This is a genomic window from Pedobacter foliorum, from assembly GCF_013266735.1.
Lineage (GTDB): Bacteria > Bacteroidota > Bacteroidia > Sphingobacteriales > Sphingobacteriaceae > Pedobacter > Pedobacter foliorum.
This window is the reverse complement of sequence record NZ_JABSNU010000004.1, coordinates 366,592-389,404: the sequence shown is the minus strand read 5'-3', so window position 1 is coordinate 389,404 and position 22,813 is coordinate 366,592. Positions and strand designations below refer to the sequence as shown.

General features: G+C 40.8%; 3 protein-coding genes. All 3 read right to left on the bottom strand.

Features of this window, described 5'->3' with window-relative positions:
• Positions 1 to 109 precede the first annotated feature (109 nt).
• Positions 110 to 2,104: an OmpA family protein gene (locus HQN83_RS11365; protein ID WP_173090452.1), complete on the bottom strand. Its 1,995-nt coding sequence runs from the start codon at positions 2,102 to 2,104 to the stop codon at positions 110 to 112.
• Positions 2,105 to 2,172: 68 nt separating this feature from the next.
• Complete coding sequence (locus HQN83_RS11360) at positions 2,173 to 3,168, bottom strand: PorP/SprF family type IX secretion system membrane protein (RefSeq protein ID WP_173090451.1); 996 nt, start codon at positions 3,166 to 3,168, stop codon at positions 2,173 to 2,175.
• 33 nt (positions 3,169 to 3,201) lie between these two features.
• On the bottom strand, positions 3,202 to 22,584 hold the full coding sequence (locus HQN83_RS11355) for an Ig-like domain-containing protein (protein ID WP_173090450.1): 19,383 nt from the start codon (positions 22,582 to 22,584) through the stop codon (positions 3,202 to 3,204).
• Between the last annotated feature and the right edge of the window lie 229 nt (positions 22,585 to 22,813).

The window sequence follows — 22,813 nt, the reverse complement described above, 5'->3', positions numbered from 1 at the left end:
ACTTAAAACATGCAGATCTCAGTATTAATAAAAAAATGGTTATAAAAAAATAGGCCTTCAGAATATTGTATCCTGAAGGCCTATTGTTAAGAGCGGTATTACTTGTAGTCTATTTCTTTGTTACCTTAAACTCAGTTCTTCTGTTAAGGGCACGACCTTCAGGGTTATCTTTACCATTAGGAAGTTCGTTAGGAGCAACTGGTCTAGTTTCTCCGTAACCTCTGCTTGTCATTCTTGCAATAGGTATCCCTTTTGACACTAAATAATCAACACAAGATTTTGCTCTTCTAATTGACAAATCCATATTGTAGGCATCAGAACCTTTACTATCGGTATGGGCGCTTAGTTCAATTTCAATCTTAGGATTATCTTCCATTATTGAGAATAGGTGATCTAGTTTACCTTTTGAATCTTCAGTTAGAGTCGCTTTGTCGAATTCGTACAATACATCTTTAAGTACTATAGGCTTATCAATTTCGTATGGTGTTAGGCAAATGTCCGGGCTAAATAAAGTATCTTTTTTAGCTAGATCATCATATCCAAAATTTAAGATCTTAGTGAAATATTTATCCTTTTCAGCTGTAAGCTTTAGCTTACGGTTAGAGTTCACTTTAAAAGTATACTCTCCGGCTTGATTTGTAGTTGTTTTAAGTGTTTGTGCTGAATCAACAAGTGTAATGATTGCATCTTGTAAAGGCAGTTTTGTATCGCAGTCGTATACAATCCCTTTCACTGTAAGATACTCACGTTTTACATTAAAAACCTCAAGGCAGCAAAGAGATTCACGATCTGAACTAATATAACCTTCAGTATCTGAATTGTCAGCAGGTGTATAGTACATATCATCTTTTGATGAATTGAATGGATAGCCCACATTACGAGGCTCTGTCCAATTGGTGAAATCACCTTCACTTTCATAAAAGTCAAATCCGCCCATTCCTATTCTTCCGTTACTACTAAAAAGTAATTTATTAGTTTGGGTATTATAGTATGGAGCCTGATCATCTTCAGTAGAGTTTATTTTACTGCCTAAATTTATCGCTTGGCCCAATGATCCATCAGTCCTTAAAGGGCAATACCATAAATCATACTTGCCTTGTCCACCTGGTCTGTTAGAAGAAAAAATTAAATACTTGCCATCTTTAGTAACGAATGGTTGCATAGCATTAAAGCCTTTTACGTTTACCTGAGCCCCTAGTTCAACAGGATCGCCCCAACCTTTATCAGATGACGTTAACTGATATATCTTTTTATCTCCCTGAGCGGTCCAGCTAGTAATATAAATCGCCTTTCCATTAGGATGAAAAGCTGGTGCAGCCGATTCTTTTTCTAAACTATTTAATGCTACTTTTTTAATTGTAACATTACCGGTTAAAGGATTTCCTGGGGTTTCATAAACAGCATTTAAATAAGGGCTCTCCTTTTTTGACACCTTTGCATTAGTTTGATCTGTTAATACTTCTTTCTTTCCAGCATCACCTACTGGTCTTGATGATGTAAAGTAAAATTTACTGTCTTTTATAACCGGTGTATAGTTAGATCCTTTTTGGTTAATATCATTTTTAACTTTGGTTAACTTAAATAATCTTGGATAGCGTAACTCGAATAATGCGAACTGACATGATGCAATTTCAGACTTTGCTTTTGTAGCGTATGCATCGTTAACTTTATATTTAGTTGTAAATTCATTGAAAGCATTAATTGCTTCATCAAATTTTTGATTAGCCCTTAAAGCCTCAGCATACCAGAATGTGGCAAGTACATACTTCGGATTCTTAAATTCTTTAGCTAAAGCATACCACTTCTCTGCGTCAGTAAAGTTTTTATAGAGTCTTAATGACTCAGCCAATTGAAATACGCTGTATTCGTAATCCTCCTTTTTGGGATTTTCTTGTTTTATCTTATTTGCAAAACCGTAGGGTACTACAAAACCAGCGCTATCTGCTGATGCTAGTTGCAGGGATCTTTTATAATATTCTGCAGCTGCGTAATACTCTTTATTTTGAAAATAGACATCCGCTACTCTCTTACTATTGGTTACAAATTGCGCATTTGCAGCAGTTGTGAATAAGCACAGGATCAGTAATGTTTTAAGCAGTTTCATCTGTAAATGATTTATTTATGTTCAGAGCCAAAACATTTTGAATCATGTTAGGCTCGTATCGCGTTAATTTATAATCTTGGACAAAAGAAGTTAGGGCCTGTAATTCCCTTTCTACTGGTAAATGAAATGGATAGTTCTAAACCTCCCTGATTACGTGTAGCTCTACTTAAACTTGATGTGTTAAAATCATAACTTACACCAAAGACCATATTTTTTAAGTGTAATCCAAAAAAAGCTATTGCTGAATCATCAACTCGATAATTCGATCCAAAAAGCAAATCTGATTCCTGATTAAGCATGAACTGCGCATAGGCACCTATTGCTATTTCACGTGCATTACCTTGCTTCATGTATAATCCATTTGGTGTAATATCAAGAACTTCAGACATCTTAATTCTTGCACCACCATGAGCTGCATATCTAATTGGCATGCGCACGCTGTTGCCTAAAAATTTATCAACCGGTCTGGTAATATGGCCTGCCATCGCTCCTCCGAATACGTTAACTCTTTGTCCGGGATTACCATCAAAGTACATAAATCCAGCATTCACATCTGGCACTAATGTATTAGAGGAAGCGAATGATTCATTTATTCCAAAATTTGGATCGTATCCGGTTATTGGATTAAACTGTGCTCCTAAGGTAATCTTTGATGGATCAAAGCTTTTATTAAGAATACCGGCCTGTAAACCAAAGTTTACCATATTTAAACCAGCCTTCCCGAAGTGGATACGGTAAGCTCCTGAAACCAATGCACTAAGGTGATTATAACTAATATCACCTGCATTCTGATTCAAAACCATCGCACCAAATGCTAAGTTTTTAACCGGGGCCATGTCAAATGACGCTCCTCCGGTTAAAAATGAATTTGAAATAGTTCCCCACTGCTGTTTGGCATTCAAAGAGACCCTGTATTCACCGTCCGTAACCCCGGTCAGTGCTGGGTTCAGCCATAGCGGGTGGGCGTAATATTGAGAGAAGTGAGGATCAATCTGTGCTACCACCCTTACAGCTCCCAAACTTAAAAACGCTCCTACTGCTATTATTTTTATTAGTTTCTTCATAACAAATTTGTTTTTCGAGTTTTTTGGTAAATGTTATCTTAATAGGGTTATAGTGCCTTTTTTAGTGGTTTTCGTCCCGTCATTGAAATCCGCTTCCAGGAAATACACATATACACCGTTCGGTTGTAAATCACCTTTATACGTTCCATCCCATCCGTTTTGAATGTTTAATGATTCGTAAATGAATTGTCCCCATTGATTATATATACGCAACTTCATTTTTGCAATTGTATTTCCGTACACATACAGTACATCATTCTTACCATCATTATTTGGTGTAAATGTGTTAGGAACAAAGATTGTATTACCTAAAGGATTATCGCTCTTAGCGGTTAAGCTGGTCGCATCACTTAGTTGACAATCAAGTTGACCTTTTGCTCTAACTCTTATAGTTACACTTTGATCCGGTTTCAAACCAGCAACCAGATGTGTAGTTCCTGCAGATCCAGATGTAGGTGAAACCCATGTTACTCCGTTATCTAATGATACTTCGTAAGCAGTTGCTCCTGGGATTGGATTCCACTGGAATGTTATTTCTGTTGCTTTGTTTTCTTTAACTATAACAACTGGTGCATCAAGTTTAGATAGTACTGTTACTACAACTGATGTACGGGTTGTACTTGTACATCCGGTAGCATTACTACTTTCCACATAATATGTTGTGGTAGTTGTTAATGCTGGAGTAGTAAATGTAACTCCCTGAGCAATTGAAGTACCTCCGGTTGCAACTGTATACCAGCTATAAGTAAGTGCTGCATCTGGATTAGTTACAGAAAGTGTAGCAGTTGTACCTGAACACAATGGACCATTAACTCCATCTATTGCAGTTGGTGCTGTAGGAATCGGTGAGGCATTTACTTTAACTGCTGTACGGCCGGTACTTACACAAGATGCTGTTGAAGCTTCTACATAATAAGTTACCGTTGCAGTTACTGCAGGAGTAGTAAAGGTTGTTCCTGTTCCAACAGCTGTTCCTCCAATTGCAGTTGTATACCATTTGTAGGTTACTCCGTTAGTTTGAGGATTTGATACGCTTAATGTAGCTGAACTTCCTATACAAGCATCTACCACTGCTGACACTACTACCGGTGTTAATGGTTTAGGTGAAACAGTTACCGTTACCTTAACTCTACCAGTTGCATTTCCACAGCCTGCTGCACTTACTGCCAATACGTAGTAATCTGTATTAGTAGTTAAAGTTGGCGTTGTGAATTGCTCACCGGTAAATAGCAATGTACCTCCCGTAGCGTCACTATACCATTGATACAGAATTCCTGCCTCAGCATTACTCACACTTAATACGGTAGATTCTCCACTGCATATGTTTGTTCCAGCGCTAGCTACTTCTGGTGTATTTGGTAATGGATTAACAGTTATGGTAACCACTTTTGCACTTGCGGCAAGATTCTCACATCTGTTATCTCCTCTTACCGTTACATAGTAACTAGTTGTTACAGTTAGTAAAGGTGTTGTAAAGGCTGGTCCTGTAAACACAGCATTAGTTAATGCTGCATCACTGTACCAGGTAAATACTGGATTAGTTACTGTTGTCGTACTAGCTGTTAATGCTGCTGAAGTACCTGCACAGATAGGTGTTCCTGCTCCTGCTACAGTAATGTCTGCTGCACTTGCCGGAGGATTAACCACCACTGTTACAACTTTAGCACTTGCGGCAAGATTGTCACATTTGTTATCACCTCTTACAGTTACATAGTAATTAGTTGTTACGGTAAGCAGAGGGGTATTAAATACCGATCCGGTAAATACAGCACTGGTTAACGCTGCATCACTGTACCAAGTGAATATTGGATTAGTAACCGTAGTGCTTGTTGCTGTTAATTTAGCTGAAGTTCCAGAACATAATGGATCAGCAGCACCGTCAACATTAATGTCAGCGGCTGTCGCTGGTGGAATAACAACTACTGTTATTGACTTAGCAGTAGCTGCTGTGTTTTCGCACTTATTATCTCCTCTAACAGTTACATAGTATGTTGTGGTTGCAGTTAATGCCGGAGTTTCAAATGATGAACCTGTGAAAACAACGGTAGTTAAAGCAGCGTCACTATACCAGGTAAACACTGGGTTTGTTATTGTGGTGCTTGATGCAACTAATGTAGCTTTTGTACCTGCACAGAATGGTGCATTGTTACCTGCTACATTTATATCTGCAGCTGTTGCCGGTGGATTAACTGTAACAGTAACCACTTTTGCATCAGCAGCAAGAGTTTCACATCTATTGTCTCCTCTTACTGTTACATAATAAGTAGTAGTAGCGGTAAGTACTGGAGTTTTGAAAATTGAACCTGTAAATACAACATCAGTTAATGCAGCGTCACTGTACCATGTAAACTTAGGATTGGTTACCGTAGTACTAGTCGCAGTTAAGGTTGCTGTTGCACCTGCACATAACGGAGCAGAGTTGCCTGTTACACTTAGATCTGCAGCTGTTGCCGGTGGATTAATTGTTACAGTAACCACTTTCGCACTAGCAGCAAGGTTCTCACATTTGTTATCTCCTCTAACTGTTACATAGTAAGTAGTTGTTGCAGTAAGTACTGGTGTAACAAATTTAGCTCCTGTAAATACAGCGTTTGTTAATGCTGCATCACTGTACCATGTGAACACTGGGTTAGTTACTGTAGTGCTTGAAGCATCTAAAGTAGCTGTTGTTCCTGCACACAATGGTAAATCTGCACCTTTAACAATAATATCTGCAGCAGTTGCTGGCGGATTAACTTTTAGCGTGATGATTTTCGCATCTCCTGTTGCATTTTCACACTTATTAGCACCACGAACAGTTACATAATAAGTAGTAGTTGCAGTAAGAACAGGGGTATTAAACACTGGTCCTGTGAAGGCAACTGTTGTTAAAGCTGCATCACTGTACCAGGTAAATACTGGATTTGTTACTGTGGTACTTGTTGCTGTTAACTTAGCTGAAGTTCCAGAACATAATGGATCAGCAGCACCGTCAACATTAATGTCAGCAGCTGTCGCTGGTGGATTAACAACTACTGTTACTGTCTTAGCAGTAGCAGCTGTGTTTTCACACTTATTATCTCCTCTAACAGTTACATAGTATGTTTTAGTTGCAGTTAATACTGGAGTCACAAACGTATCACCTGTAAAGGCTACGGTTGTTAAAGCAGCATCACTGTACCAAGTAAACACTGGGTTTGTTACTGTAGTAGTAGTTGCTTTTAATGTAGCTTTTGTGCCTGCACAGAATGGTGCATCGTTACCTGCTACATTTATATCTGCAGCTATTGCCGGTGGATTAACTGTTACAGTAACCACTTTTGCATCAGCAGCAAGCGTTTCACATCTATTATCTCCCCTTACTGTTACATAATAAGTAGTAGTTGCGGTAAGTACTGGAGTTTTGAAAATTGGACCTGAGAATGCAACAGTTGTTAAAGCAGCATCACTGTACCAGGTAAATTTAGGATTGGTTACCGTAGTACTAGTTGCAGTTAAGGTTGCTGTAGCACCTGCACATAATGGAGCAGAGTTACCTGTTACACTTAGATCAGCAGCTGATGCCGGTGGATTAACTGTTACCGTAACCACTTTCGCACTAGCAGCCAGATTTTCGCATTTATTGCTTCCTCTTACTGTTACATAGTATTTAGTTGTTACAGTAAGTGCTGGTGTAACAAATTTAGCTCCTGTAAATACAGCGTTTGTTAATGCTGCATCACTGTACCAGGTAAACACTGGATTAGTTACTGTAGTGCTTGAAGCATCTAAAGTAGCTGTTGTTCCTGCACACAATGGTGAATCGGCACCTTTAACAATGATATCTGCAGCAGTTGCTGGTGGATTAACTGTTAGGGTGATAATTTTCGCATCTCCTGTTGCATTTTCACACTTATTAGCACCGCGAACAGTTACATAATAAGTAGTGGTTGCAGTAAGTGCAGGTGTATTAAATACTGGTCCTGTGAAGACAGCCGTCGTTAAAGCTGCGTCACTGTACCAGGTAAATACTGGGTTGGTAACAGTAGTACTGCTAGCCACTAACCTGGCTATGTTTCCAGAACAGAATGGCGCATCGGCACCCGCTACATTAATATCAGTAGCCAATGCTGGTGGATTAACTGTTACAGTTACTGTTTTAGCAGTAGCTGCTGTATTTTCACATCTGTTAGATCCTTTAACTGTTACATAGTATGTAGTAGTTGCGGTAAGTACCGGAGTTTCGAATGTTACTCCTGTAAACACAAGCTTAGTTAAAGCAGCATCACTATACCAATTGAATATTGGAGCTGTTACTGTTGTAGTAGTTGCAATCAACTTCGCTTTTGTACCAGCACAGTATGGCGCATCAGCACCTGCTACGTTAATATCAGCAGCTGTTGCTGGTGGATTAACTGTTACAGTTACAGTTTTAGCTGTAGCTGCTGTATTCTCACATTTATTGCTTCCTCTTACTGTTACATAGTATGTAGTAGTTGCAGTAAGTACTGGTGTAACGAAAGTTGCACCGGTGAATACAACATTAGTTAAGGCCGCATCATTATACCATGTAAACACAGGTGATAGTACTGTTGCGCTTGTAGCGGATAGCGTTGCTTTTGCCCCTGCACAGAATGGCGCTTGATTACCAGTTACATTGATATCAGATGCAATTGCTGGTGGGTTTACAATTAAGGTTACTATTTCTGCATTTGAAGCCAGGTTCTCACATTTGTTAGATCCACTAACAGTCACATAATATGTAGTTGTTGCTGCAAGTGAGGCGATAACAAATTTATCTCCTGTAAATACAAGTTTAGTTAATGCAGCATCGCTGTACCAGTTAAATATTGGATTAGTCACCGTAGTAGTGGTAGCCGTAAGTTCAACTTTAGCGCCAGCACAGAATGGAGCACTTCCTCCTGTTATGTCAAGATCCGCTGCTGTTGCCGGAGGGTTTACTGTAAGCGTAACCACTTTAGCATCTGCAGGTGTATTTGCACATTTATTAGATCCGGTTACTGACACATAATAAGTTGTTGTGGCTGTAAGAAGTGGAGTATTAAATATCGGTCCTGTAAATACAACATCTGTTAATGCCGCATCACTGTACCATGTGAATACCGGATTAGTTACTGTTGTACTAGTTGCTGTTAACTTAGCAGAAGTTCCTGCGCAGAATGGCGCATTCGCTCCAGCAACATTTATATCAGCAGCTACCGCAGAAGGATTTATTGTTAATGTAATTTTTGTGCGTGGAGTTGTATTCACACAAGAGTTTGCATTAACTGCCTCTACGTAGAAATCATGAGCACCTACTGCAAGATTTGCAGGTGTGATATAAGTATTGGTATTGCTTGCCAACAGATTTCCACCTGTAGCAGCATCGTACCAGTTGAAAGTAACACTTGCTACAGGATTCACAGCCAATGTTGCCGAAGTATTAGGACAAGTAGTAGCTGGGTTTCCGGCAGCCGCTACCGGAGCATCCGGAGCTGCAAGAATTGTTACTGTTATTTTTGTTTTAGCACTTAAACAATCTATAGCATCATTAACAGCTGCTACATAGAAATCATAAGTTCCAGCAGCAAGAGTTGGGTCAGTTGCAAGACTTACACCATCTTTTCCAGCTAAGTAAGTAATGGTTTGTCCGTTGCGCATGAACCATTTGTAAGTAAGACCAGTTACCGGGTTCTTAACAAACAGGTTTGCTGAAGTACCTGTACAAGCAGTAGCTGTAGCACTCTGTACTGATGGTGCTACCAGGATACGTTGAGCATAGTTAAAGTCAAGTGTGGTTAACACAGCTGCTAAACCAGATCTTAATCTTAACTCTACTCCATCAAATTGTTTTTGTGGAACATAAGTAATGATTGCTTCGCTATTACCACTAAGGATTTGTACATCTACAATTGGATTGCTAATAACCAGCATATCGTTATTGCTTGCACCATTATTTAAAGTAGTTACCTCAATAGATGATAAAACACCTAATGAAAGCAATTTACCTGGTGAAGTAATACGTAATCTAAGGGTATCACCTACACTGCTAAGGCCACCCGTGAAGCCTACTTGTTGATAAACCGAAGCACCTAAGGCACCTACCGGCATAACAAATGAAGATCCACTTTGTGTGTTGTTGTCTACTGCAAATCCAGGGTTGAATACCGCTGATAATACAGCTACACCATCAACACCATCTTTGATAGCTATTGTTGCTGCCTGACATGGAACTGCAACCGGATTCGGTTTTGGAAGAATAGTTACATCAACACTTGCAGCGGCAGAGGCAGGACATGCTCCCGCTCCAGTTATCTCTACAGTTACGTAGAACGTTTTTACAATTGGTGCAGCTGTTGTGTTATCTAAAGCACCTGTTGTATATTGTGCACCAGTATGAACTAATGTTGTTAAGGCTGCATCACTATACCATTTAAATACTGCCCCGGCAGTACTTGAAGTAGCGACAAGCACAGCAGGAGAACCTGAACTAATGGTTACAGCGGCTGGAGTAATTACCGGTGGATTTAATGTACCTACCTTGATGGTTGCTGTTGCTCTTCCTGAAGTACCGCATGAAGTTACTGCCTCTACAGAATAAGTAGTTTGGGCCGCTCCTACTGTTGCAGTAAAGTTCACACCATCTTTTCCTGTTTGGTAAACATTATTAGCGTCGTACCATTTATAAGTTACGCCAACAAGTGGGTTACTTACCTCAATGGTAACCTGATTTCCAACGCAACTGTTAATTGTTGCATTAACCAATACTGGTGTTGTTGGAGCAGGGGTAACAATTACATTAACTGATGTTCTGTAGCTAGTACATCCAGAAGCGGTAACTGCTTCTACATAGAATTTAGTGTTAGCTGATAAAGCAGGTGTTGTAAAGGTAGCACCGTCTTTTCCAGTCTGATATGCACCGGCCTCATTGTACCATTTATATGTAATACCTGGTAGAGGAGTTTGAACTGCTAATGTAGCTGTTTGGTTTGCACAGATCGTTACATTTTGTGCTGTTACAACCGGAGCCACCACTACACGTTGTGCATAGTTGAAGTCTACAGTAGATAACACACCTGCAAGACCTGAGTTTAAGCGAACTTCAATTTTATTGAATCGTTTTGTTGGCACAAAAGTAACTAAGGCCTCAGTGTTACCACTTAACAATTCAATACGTACAAGTTGATCGTTTAATGGAACACCATCGCCATTACTTGCGTTACCATTATAAGTACCTATCATAATGTTTGATAGTAAACCTACTGAAAGTAGTTTTCCTGGAGCACTGATAGATACGCGAACGGTATCACCAACGTTTGAAAGCGTGGTAAAACCTACTCTTTGATATACAGATGCACCAAGTAAGCCAACTGGCATTACCAATGATGATCCAGTTTTAGCGTCATTATCAATTGCTAAAAGTGGGTTGAATACTCCTGCAAGAATAGCAACGCCATCAACACCATTTTCTTGAGTTGTTGGAGCTTCACAAGCAATTGGATTTGGTCCACCACCATTTACTGTAATAGTTACCTGTGCACGAGCCGAAGAAGTACATCCAGAAGCATTTTTCGCTTCAAGGAAATAGGTAGTTGTTACCGTAAGTGGAGAAGTAACATAAGTTGGCCCAGTATATACTGGCGTGGTCGAATTAGCTGAAGTATACCAGTTGAAAGTAACATTTGCATCTGTTGATGTTCCTGTTAATACAACTGTTTGACCCACATTCACTGCTGTTGCAGATGCCGAGATTTGTGGCAATACAGGAAGTGGACTCACTGTAACTTGCACCGCTACACGCGTTGCACTTACACAAGCTCCATTTGCTGCTTCTACATAATAAGTAGTACCTGAAGTTAATACAGGAGTAGTAAATGTTGATCCGGTAAATATTGCAGTACCACCGGTTGCCGTTGTGTACCAATTGTAATCAGTACCCGCTACTGGAGCAGTTACTGAAATCACAGCAGTAGAACCTGAACAAATAGGAGCTACAGCAGCAACAGTTGGAAGACCTGGTGCGGTAGTTACTTTAACAGTAACCGGAATGCGGATAACATTAGCACAACTTCCTTTACTTACTTCTATATAATAAGTTGTTGTTGCTGTTAATACTGGTGTAGTAAAGTTCTCACCTGTATGTAATAATGTTCCATTGGTAGCTGCGCTGTACCATCTTAAAGTTGTACCACCGTTTGCAGCAGCAGAAAGTACAGTTGCGCTTCCAGAACAGATCGTTTGACCTGCGGCTGAAACTGTTGGATTAGGGTAAACAATTGTAGCACCGTAGATATTAAGGTTTACTAAAACATTAGCAAGACCTTCGGCTCTAACTTCTACCCTATCATAAACACCTCCTGCAGGTAAAGTTGCAGTAAAGCGTTTACCACTCAATAATGTTAAATTAAGTAATGCTGACTGAAGGTTATAAGTTTTAACCACAGACGCTCCGTTCATTACTGTTACTTTGATGCCACCCAATAGCGTTACATCAGCAAGACCACCTGGGGTTTCAAGATCCAGACGGATGCTATCAGTAGCCACACCCGGGCTACCAAAAATTAGACGTTGATATCCTGAACCACCAACTCCTACAGGTAGAGAGATTGTGGTGAAGTTTGTAAAGTTGTTATCAATTGAATTACCAGCATTCTGAATTGTACATAATACGCAAATGCCTTCAATTCCACTTTGCTGACTATTTGCAGCATTACAATTAGGGTTAACTGGTCCGCCCAATACCGTTACAGTAACAGGAACTCTAGTTGCACTTACACAACCTGAAGCATTAGATGTTTCCACATAGTAAGTAGTGGTAGCAGATAACGGTGCAGTTGTATATGATGTACCCTGAGCCAATGCCACTCCACCTGTAGGCGCACTATACCATTTGATAGTTATACCTGCTGGAGCAGTTGCCGCCAATGTTGCAGTTTGTCCTGCGCTAATTGTTGAATTATTAGTTGTAACTGTCGCAAGAGCTGGCAAAGTATTTACCGTTGCTGCAACTGCAGTACGTGTTACACTTGTACAATTACCTGCTGATGCCTCTACATAATAAGTAGTTGAAGCAGTCAATACAGGGGTAGTAAAGCTTGAGCCTGTAAATAATGATGCTCCACCATTTGCGGCAGCATACCATTTATAAGTTATACCGTTTACTGGTGCAGTAACTGCAAGTACAGCCGCTGATCCTGAACAAATCGGAGCAACCGTAGCTACTGTAGGATTTGATGGAGTAGTGGTCACTGTTACAGTTACCGGGATGCGTTCAACATTTGCACAACCATCTTTACTCACTTCAATATAATAAGTAGTGGTAGCTGTTAATGCCGTAGTTGTGAAAGTATTTCCTGTAGCTAATACTGTTCCGCTAGTTGCAGAAGCATACCATTTCAAGGTAGTGCCTCCATTAGCAGTAGCAGTTAAAGTAGTAGTACTACCTGAACAGATTGTTTGACCCGTTGCAGCTACAGTTGGATTTGGATAAATGATAGTTGCACCATAAACATTATAAGTAGTTAATGCTGTGATTAAAGCTCCAAAACGGATCTCGACACGGTCGTAAACACCACCGGCCGGAACGGTTACGTTAACTCTACTTCCAGTTAACAATACCAGGTTTAACAACGATGAGTTTAATGGATATGTGCTTACTACACTGCTTCCGTTAAGTACGGTTACAGTAGTACCTGCCAATACGCCTACATCTGCCAAGCCTGTTGGAATACCAAGATCTAAACGGATACTATCTGTTGCAGATCCAGTTTTACCAAAGATCAATTTCTGGTAACCTTGAGCACCTACTCCAACAGCTAAATGAATACCTGTAAAGTTATTTGCGTTTGCATCTGTAGAAGCTCCTGCGTCAGAGATTCCGCACAATAAACAAAGTCCATCAATTCCACTTTGCTGAGTTGTTGCAGCATTACAGTTTGGATTCACTGGTCCGCTTGTTACGGTAACAGTAACCGGAACTCTGCTTGTACTTGCACATCCCTGTGCACTTTCTGTTTCTACATAATAAGTAGTGGTAGCCGTTAATACAGGAGTAGTAAAGTTTGCTCCTGTTGCCAATGCCGCACCACCTGTTGCAGCGGCATACCATTTAATGGTACTGCCCGCTTCAGTTGTGCTTGCACGAAGAGTTGATGTTTGTCCTGAACTGATATTTTCATTGGCAGTCAAGATCGAAGCTAGAGCCGGAGCAGGATTAATAGTTACTGTAACTGCTGTACGGCTGCTTACTGCTGTTCCTGAAACTGCTTCTACATAATAAGTAGTAGTGGCGGTTAATGCCGGAGTAGTGAAGCTTGAACCTGAAGCAATTGAAGTGTTTCCGGTTGCGGCATACCAATTATAAGTTACACCTGGAAGGGTGTTGCTTACTGTTAAGGTTGCAGTTGTTCCATTACAAGTAGTAACACCTGCAACTACTGGCTGACCTACATTTACCAATAAGGCATAATCAGTGCTGGTTGAAATACCGGCATTGTCTGTAGCAGTTAATTTTATAGTAAAGCTTCCTCCTAATGTTGGAGTACCACTGATTTTACGGGTTATTGGATCAAAGGTCAATCCTGCAGGAACACCTGTTGCTGCATAAGTGTATGGTGATGTACCACCGCTTACTGCTGGCAAGGTCTGTTCCGGATAAGCTGTACCCACCAATCCGTTTGGTAAAGTTGCACCTGGAAGTACCAATATCCCGTTTACTTTAATTGAATAAGTCTGGGTTACTGTTCTTCCCGCAGCATCTTTAGCAGTTACACTTACACTACTTGTTCCTGAAGCTGTCGGAGTGCCTTTGATTTCGCGGGTAGCTGCATCAAAAGTTAATCCTGCAGGCAGGTTAGTTGCAGTATAAGTATAAGGTCCTGTTCCACCTGTTGCAGCAGGAATAGTCTGTGTTGCATAAACAACACCTACGTTACCATCAGCAAGTACTTTTGGTGCCAATGCCAATGGATCAACTACTTTAATCGTATAGTTAGTTGTTACTTTTTTGCCATCTGCATCAGTTACTGTCACTGGAATAGTGAAAGTTCCTGAAGCTGTAGGTGTACCTGTAATCTGACGGGTAGCCGGATCAAAGTTTAACCCTGCAGGAACACCAGTTGCCGCATAGGTATAAGGACCTTGCCCACCTGTAGCAGATGGAATAATTTGTGTTGGATATAATGTACCTACTGTACCATCAGCCAAAACAGCTGTCGGTAATACCAGTGGATCTCTTACAATAATGGTGTAATCATTTGTTACAGTATTTCCGTTTGCATCAGTTACTGTAACTGGAACAGTGAAAGTACCCGATTTAGTCGGCGTACCTGAAATAACACGCGTTCCAGGAGTAAAGGTTAATCCCGGAGGAAGGTTAGTAGCCACATAAACATAAGGGCCGGTACCACCTGTTGCAGCCGGAATAGTTTGCGGAGGATAAACTGTACCAACCGTTCCGTTTGGAAGTATTGCATCTGCCAACGCTAAAGCAGCAGTTACTTTTAAAGTATACGCAGCAGTTGCATTACAGCCTTTGCTATCAGTAGCAATAATAGAGAAAGTGAAATCACCCAAAGCTGTTGGTGTTCCGCTGATTGCTCCTGTTGCTGATAAACTCAGACCTGCCGGAAGGGTACTGCCAGAAGCAACTGCATAAGTAAATGCCGGAGTACCTCCTGTTGCTGCAGTGATCTGTTTTGAATAAGCTGAATTTACAGCTGCATTAGCTAATGTAGTTGTTGCGAAAGTGATAGCAGGATTTACGGTAACCAATACAGGAACACGTTGTGCATTTGCACAAGTTCCTTTGGCTACTTCTATATAATAAGTAGTGTTGGCTGTTAATGCCGGAGTTGTAAAAGTATTTCCTGTAGCCAAAGCTGTACTACTAGTCGCAGAAGCATACCATCTCAAGGTAGTGCCTCCATTAGCAGTAGCAGTTAAAGTAGTGGTACTACCTGAACAAACTGCCTGGCCTGTTGTAGCTACAGTTGGATTTGGATAAATAACGGTTGCTCCATAAACGTTATAGGTAGTTAATGCCGTCACGACTCCACCGAAACGAATCTCGACACGATCATAAACACCACCTGCAGGAACCGTTACATTAACTCTGCTTCCACTTAATAATACCAGGTTTAACAACGATGAATTTAATGGATAAGTGCTCACAACATTAGTACCGTTAAATACAGTAACTGTAGTTGAACTTAATACCCCTACATCTGCCAGACCAGTTGGAATACCAAGGTCTAAACGGATGCTATCTGCTGCTGATCCTTGATTAGCAAAAATTAAGCGTTGATATCCTGATGCACCTACTCCAACAGCCAGATTAATGCCTGTAAAGTTATTTGCGTTTGCATCTGTAGAAGCTCCTGCGTCCGAGATTCCGCACAATAAACAAATTCCATCAATTCCACTTTGCTGAGTTGTTGCAGCATTACAGTTTGGATTCACTGGTCCGCTTGTTACTGTAACAGTAACCAGAACTCTGCTTGTGCTTGCACATCCTTGTGCGCTTTCTGTTCCTACATAATAAGTAGTGGTAGCTGTTAATACAGGAGTAGTATAGTTTGCTCCTGTTGCAAGTGCCGCACCACCTGTTGCAGCTGCATACCATTTAATGGTACTGCCCGCTTCAGTTGTGCTTGCACGAAGAGTTGCTGTTTGTCCTGAACTGATATTTTCATTGGCAGTCAAGATCGAAGCTAGAGCCGGAGCAGGATTAATAGTTACTGTAACTGCTGTACGGCTGCTTACTGCTGTTCCTGAAACTGCTTCTACATAATAAGTAGTAGTGGCGGTTAATGCCGGAGTAGTGAAGCTTGAACCTGAAGCAATTGAAGTGTTTCCGGTTGCGGCATACCAGTTATAAGTAACACCTGGAAGGGTATTGCTAACTGTTAAGGTTCCAGTCGTTCCATTACAAGTAGTAACACCTGCAACTACTGGCTGACCCACATTTACCAATAAGGCATAATCAGTGCTGGTTGAAATACCGGCATTGTCTGTAGCTGTTAATTTTATAGTAAAGCTTCCTCCTAAGGTTGGAGTACCACTGATTTTACGGGTTATTGGATCAAAGGTCAATCCTGCAGGAACACCTGTTGCTGCATAAGTGTATGGTGATGTACCACCGCTTACTGCTGGCAAGGTCTGTTCCGGATAAGCTGTACCCACCAATCCGTTTGGTAAAGTTGCACCTGGAAGTACCAATATCCCGTTTACTTTAATTGAATAAGTCTGGGTTACTGTTTTTCCCGCAGCATCTTTAGCGGTTACACTTACATTTTTCATTCCTGAAGCTGTCGGAGTGCCTTTGATTTCGCGGGTAGCTGCATCAAAAGTTAATCCTGCAGGCAGGTTAGTTGCAGTATAAGTATAAGGTCCTGTTCCGCCTGTTGCAGCAGGAATAGTCTGTGTTGCATAAACAACACCTACGTTACCATCAGCAAGTACTTTTGGTGCCAATGCCAATGGATCAACGACCTTAATCGTATAGTTAGTTGTTACTTTTTTGCCATCTGCATCAGTTACTGTCACTGGAATAGTGAAAGTTCCTGAAGTAGTTGGGGTTCCATCAATCTTGTTTGTAGCTGGGTCAAAGGTTAATCCCGCTGGCAAACCTGTTGCCGCATAGGTATAAGGTCCCTGACCACCGGTAGCAGATGGAATAATTTGTGTTGGATATAATGTACCTACTGTACCATCAGCCAAAACAGCTGTCGGTAATACCAATGGGTCTCTTACAATAATGGTATAATCTTTTGTTACGGTATTTCCGATTGCATCGGTTACTTTAACTGGAACAGTGAAAGTTCCTGCTTGAGTAGGTGTGCCTGAAATAACACGCGTTCCAGGATTAAAGGTTAATCCCGGAGGCAAGTTAGTAGCCACATAAACATAAGGACCGGTACCACCTGTTGCAGCCGGAATAGTTTGCGGAGGATAAACTGTACCAACCGTTCCGTTTGGAAGTATTGCATCCGCCAATGCTAAAGCAGCCGTTACTTTTAAAGTATAAGCAGCAGTTGCATTACAGCCTTTGCTATCAGTAGCAATAATAGAGAAAGTGAAATCACCCAAAGCTGTTGGGGTTCCGCTGATTGCTCCTGTTGCCGATAAACTCAGACCTGCCGGAAGTGTACTGCCAGAAGCAACTGCATAAGTAAATGCTGGAGTACCTCCAGTTGCTGCAGTGATCTGTTTCGAATAAACTGAATTTACAGCTGCATTAGCTAATGTAGTTGTTGCAAAAGTAATGGCTGGATTTACGGTAACCAATACAGGAACACGTTGTGCATTTGCACAAGTTCCTTTAGCTACCTCTATATAATAAGTAGTATTGGCTGTTAATGCCGGAGTTGTAAAAGTATTTCCTGTAGCTAAAGCTGTACCACTAGTTGCCGAAGCATACCATTTCAAAGTAGTACCTCCATTAGCAGTTGCAGTTAAAGTAGTAGTACTACCTGAACAAATTGCCTGGCCAGTTGCAGCTACAGTTGGGTTTGGATAAATGATTGTTGCACCATAAACATTATAAGTAGTTAAGGCTGAAATTAAAGCTCCAAAACGGATCTCGACACGGTCATAAACACCACCTGCCGGAACCGTTACATTAACCCTGCTTCCACTTAACAATACAAGGTTTAACAACGATGAGTTTAATGGATAAGTGCTCACTACAGTGGTACCGTTAAATACTGTAACTGTAGTTGAACTTAACACCCCTACATCTGCCAGACCAGTTGGAATGCCAAGATCTAAACGAATACTATCTGTAGCAACTCCCTTGTTTGCGAAAATTAAACGCTGATATCCTGTTGCACCTACGCCAACAGCAAGGTTAATCCCAGTAAAGTTATTTGGATTTGTATCTGTAGAAGCTGCTGCGTCAGAAACTCCACATAGTAAACAAAGTCCATCTATTCCACTTTGCTGACTAGTTGCAGCATTACAAGAAATCCCTGTAGATATTGGAGTTACTGTAACAGTAACCGGAACTCTACTTGTGCTTGCACATCCTTGCGCGCTTTCTGTTCCTACATAATAAGTAGTGGTAGCTGTTAATACAGGAGTAGTATAGTTTGCTCCAGTTGCAAGTGCCGCACCACCTGTTGCAGCTGCATACCATTTAATGGTACTGCCAGCTTCAGTTGTGCTTGCACGAAGTGTTGCTGTTTGTCCCGAACTGATATTTTCATTAGCAGTCAAGATCGAAGCTAAAGCTGGAGCAGGGTTAATAGTTACTGTAACTGCTGTCCGGTTGCTTACTGCTGTTCCCGAAACGGCTTCTACATAATAAGTAGTAGTGGCGGTTAATGCCGGAGTAGTGAAGCTTGAACCCGAAGCAATTGAAGTATTTCCAGTTGCTGCATACCAGTTATAAGTAACACCTGGTAAGGTGTTGCTTACGGTTAAAGTTGCAGTTGTTCCATTACAAGTAGTAACACCTGCAACTACTGGCTGTCCTACATTTACCAATAAGGCATAATCGGTACTGGTTGAAATACCGGCATTGTCTGTAGCTGTTAATCTTATAGTAAAGCTTCCTCCTAAGGTTGGAGTACCACTTATTTTACGGGTTATTGGATCAAAGCTCAATCCTGCAGGAACACCTGTTGCTGCATAAGTGTATGGTGATGTACCACCGCTTACTGCTGGCAAGGTCTGTTCTGTATAAACTGTACCCACCAATCCGTTTGGTAAAGTTGCACCTGGAAGTACCAATATCCCGTTTACTTTAATTGAATAAGTCTGGGTTACTGTTTTACCGGCGGCATCTTTAGCGGTTACATTTACACTACTTGTTCCTGAAGCTGTCGGAGTGCCTTTGATTTCACGGGTAGCGATATCAAAAGTCAATCCTGCAGGTAGATTAGTTGCAGTGTAAGTATAAGGTCCTGTTCCGCCTGTTGCGGCAGGAATAGTTTGAGTAGCATACACTACACCTGCTGTACCATCAGCAAGTACTTTTGGTGCCAATGCCAATGGATCAACTACTTTAATCGTATAGTTAGTTGTTGTGGTTTTACCGTCTGCATCGGTTACAGTTACTGGAACAGTAGAAGTTCCTGAAGTTGTAGGCGTACCTGTGATCTGACGGGTAGCCGGATCAAAGGTTAATCCTGCTGGCAAACCTGTTGCCGCATAGGTATAAGGACCCTGACCACCGGTAGCAGATGGAATAATTTGTGTTGGATATAATGTACCTACTGTACCATCAGCCAAAACAGCTGTCGGTAATACCAGTGGGTCTCTTACAATAATAGTATAATCTTTTGTTACGGTATTTCCGGTTGCATCGGTTACGACAACAGGAACAGTGAAAGTTCCTGCTTGAGTAGGTGTGCCTGAAATAACATGTGTTGCAGGATTAAAGGTTAATCCCGGAGGCAGATTAGTAGCCGTATAAACATAAGGACCAGTACCACCTGTTGCAGCCGGAATAGTTTGCGGAGGGTAAGTTGTACCAACCGTTCCGTTTGGAAGTGTTGCATCTGCCAACGCTAAAGCAGCAGTTACTTTTAAAGTATAAGCAGCAGTTGCATTACAGCCTTTGCTATCAGTAGCAATAATAGAGAAAGTGAAATCACCGGTAGCTGTTGGTGTTCCGCTGATTGCTCCTGTTGCCGATAAACTCAGACCTGCCGGAAGGGTACTGCCAGAAGCAACTGCATAAGTAAATGCCGGAGTACCTCCTGTTGCTGCAGTGATCTGTTTCGAATAAACCGAATTTACAGCTGCATTAGCTAATGTAGTTGTTGCAAAAGTGATGGCAGGATTTACAGTAACCAATACAGGAACACGTTGTGCATTTGCACAAGTTCCTTTTGCTACCTCTATATAATAAGTAGCATTGGCTGTTAATGCCGGAGTTGTAAAAGTATTTCCTGTAGCTAAAGCTGTACCACTAGCTGCAGAAGCATACCATTTCAAAGTAGTACCTCCATTGGCAGTAGCAGTTAAAGTAGTGGTACTACCTGAACAAATTGCCTGACCTGTTGCGGCTACAGTTGGATTTGGATAAATGATGGTTGCACCGTAAACATTATAAGTAGTTAACGCAGTCAGCACACCACCGAAACGAATCTCGACACGGTCGTAAACACCACCGGCAGGAACCGTTACGTTAACTCTGTTTCCACTTAATAACACCAAGTTTAACAATGATGAGTTTAATGGATAAGTGCTCACTACATCAGTACCATCAAAAACAGTAACAGTAGCTGAACTAAGCAACCCTACATCTGCCAAACCACCTGGAATACCAAGATCTAACCGGATGCTATCTGTAGCAACTCCTTTGTTCGCGAAAATTAAACGCTGATATCCTGTTGCACCTACGCCAACAGCCAGGTTAATACCTGTTGAATTGGTAAGATTTGCATCAGTGGAAGCTTCAGGATCGGAAATTCCGCACAATAAACAAAGTCCATCTATTCCACTTTGCTGTGCTATTGCTGCATTACAAGCAAGTCCCGTAGATACTGGTACTACTGTAACAGTAACAGGAACCCTTGATGAACTTAGACATCCTGATGCATTTACTGTTTCTACATAATATATAGTGGTAGCTGTTAATACAGGGGTAGTATAGTTTGCTCCCGTTGCCAATGCCACACCACCTGAGGAAGCTGCATACCATTTAATGATATTACCAGCATCAGCTGTAGCACGAAGTATGGTTGATTGACCTGCACTAATAATTTCATTATTTGTTGTTACAGTAGCAAGTGAAGGTGGCGGAACAATAGTAACCGCTATTTGAGTTCTTGTTGTACTAACACAAGTACCAGAAACGGCCTCTACATAATAGGTTGCATTTGCTGCTAAAGCTACAGTTGTGTAACTGTTACCAGTAGCAAGTGCAGTTCCTCCTGTTTCCGTTGAATACCATTTATAAATAACTCCAGTTACAGGATTACTTACATTAAGTGTTGCAGTTAAACCTGAACAAATAGGCGCAACTGTTGCAACTGTTGGTAAAGCAGGAATAGCTGTAACTGTTATTTTTGCACTATCTAAATCGGACTCACCAGCACATCCAGCTTTTTGTGCCGATAGATAGTAAGTATAAGTTCCAGCGGCTAAATTAGACTCAGAATAAGTTGCCCCACTTGCTCCGGCTAACAGAACCTTATTATTAGATCCAGGGTTAGATCTATACCAATTATAGGTATAACCTCCATTAGGACTTGTTACTGAAAGAGCGACTTGATTACCACATACGCTGGCAGCGCCATTGGTAAGTCCTGCGAATAGTGGTTTCTCTACAGTTTGATATGCTTCATGAATATTCAATCCACCTGAAAGAATATTCCCCCCTACAGCAAGTGCATTATCTATACTTATTTTTACACGGTCAAAAGAAGCACCAGGTTTAAAGAATACTGGAGTTGGAGTAGTATTTGATAATAAGCCAAGAAGATCAAGAGATAATAAATTACTTATTGAAGTAGGTGTTCCAATTGCAACATTACCATTATAAGCTTGTACTGTGATTGTCTTTGCTAAGTTTACAGTTAGTACACTCCCCGGTGTTGATAACAGAACTTTCGCGTAATCATTAGCCCCTGATAAACCATTTAAATATATAGTTTGAGAAACAGAAGAGCCTAAACCTACTAAGCCTGATTGCAATGTAGAAAAAGTAGATGTACTTCCATCTATTGCTTTTTCCGGACTAATCACCAATTGTGTTAAAGAAACATTTAATCCTGTAGATTCTCCGATATTGGTAAATATTGATGGAGCACAATTTTCTGAAGCGACAGTAAAACCATTATACACTTTCATGTTAATAGCAGCACCAAGAGCGAGGCCTAACAGTTTCCCTTTGAACCTTAATCTAATCCTAACTGAATTATAAGCCTCAGTTGATGTAACAGCAAAATAATTATTACCAGAGACATCGCGTACTACTGTACTTTTTACATTTGAAGCGTTAACTAAATTACCATTATTACCACTTGATGCACCAGAATAAACATCAAGCTGAACTAATTCATTTTTAAACAATCCTGTTAAATCTCCAACTAAATTAAGAAGATCTAAACTTATGCCTGTAACCGTGGGTTGATCAAAGCGTATATATGTAGTTTTACCTGCAGCTATTGGTGTTGGATTCTTCAACTGCAACCAAGCCTCTCCTTCACTACCTACTAATAGTAAATTGAAATACTTTGCAGAAAGTGTTGCGAAACTATTATCTCCAATTGCAGCATTACCTGGGTCAGTTACTGACCCGGCTCCGGAACCTGGATTTGTATTACCAGCTCCAAACCCGCCACCAAGTAATGTACCATAAGATACTAGGCCACTTGATGGAGCTGTAGTTGCATAGCTTTTCGTTTGAGCATACGATTTAGTATTTAATAACGTTATAGTTATAATACTTATAAGAACAAGAATAGACTTTTTAAGATTTCCTGGTAGGGTAGATGTCCATTTCATAGGAGAGGGATTGAGATTATCTAATTAACGTGGTACAATTTTAATCATAGATTAGATCGTAAGCCGCGTTCGAATTGTTCATTTAGAACATAAAAACCCTCATTAATCGTTCATTTTGTTCATTTTTGAATAAAAAAAACGGCTCAACAATCAACATGAATCGCAATTAACTGAAAAACAACACATTAAGAAATTAATTCATTAACGTTCATTTTTTATCCACACACGA

Bases quoted from the DNA above. Each gene is read 5' to 3' on its own strand.
- HQN83_RS11355 (WP_173090450.1), bottom strand. From the start codon at position 22,584: ATGAAATGGACATCTACCCTACCAGGAAATCTTAAAAAGTCTATTCTT.
- HQN83_RS11365 (WP_173090452.1), bottom strand. From the start codon at position 2,104: ATGAAACTGCTTAAAACATTACTGATCCTGTGCTTATTCACAACTGCT.
- HQN83_RS11360 (WP_173090451.1), bottom strand. From the start codon at position 3,168: ATGAAGAAACTAATAAAAATAATAGCAGTAGGAGCGTTTTTAAGTTTG.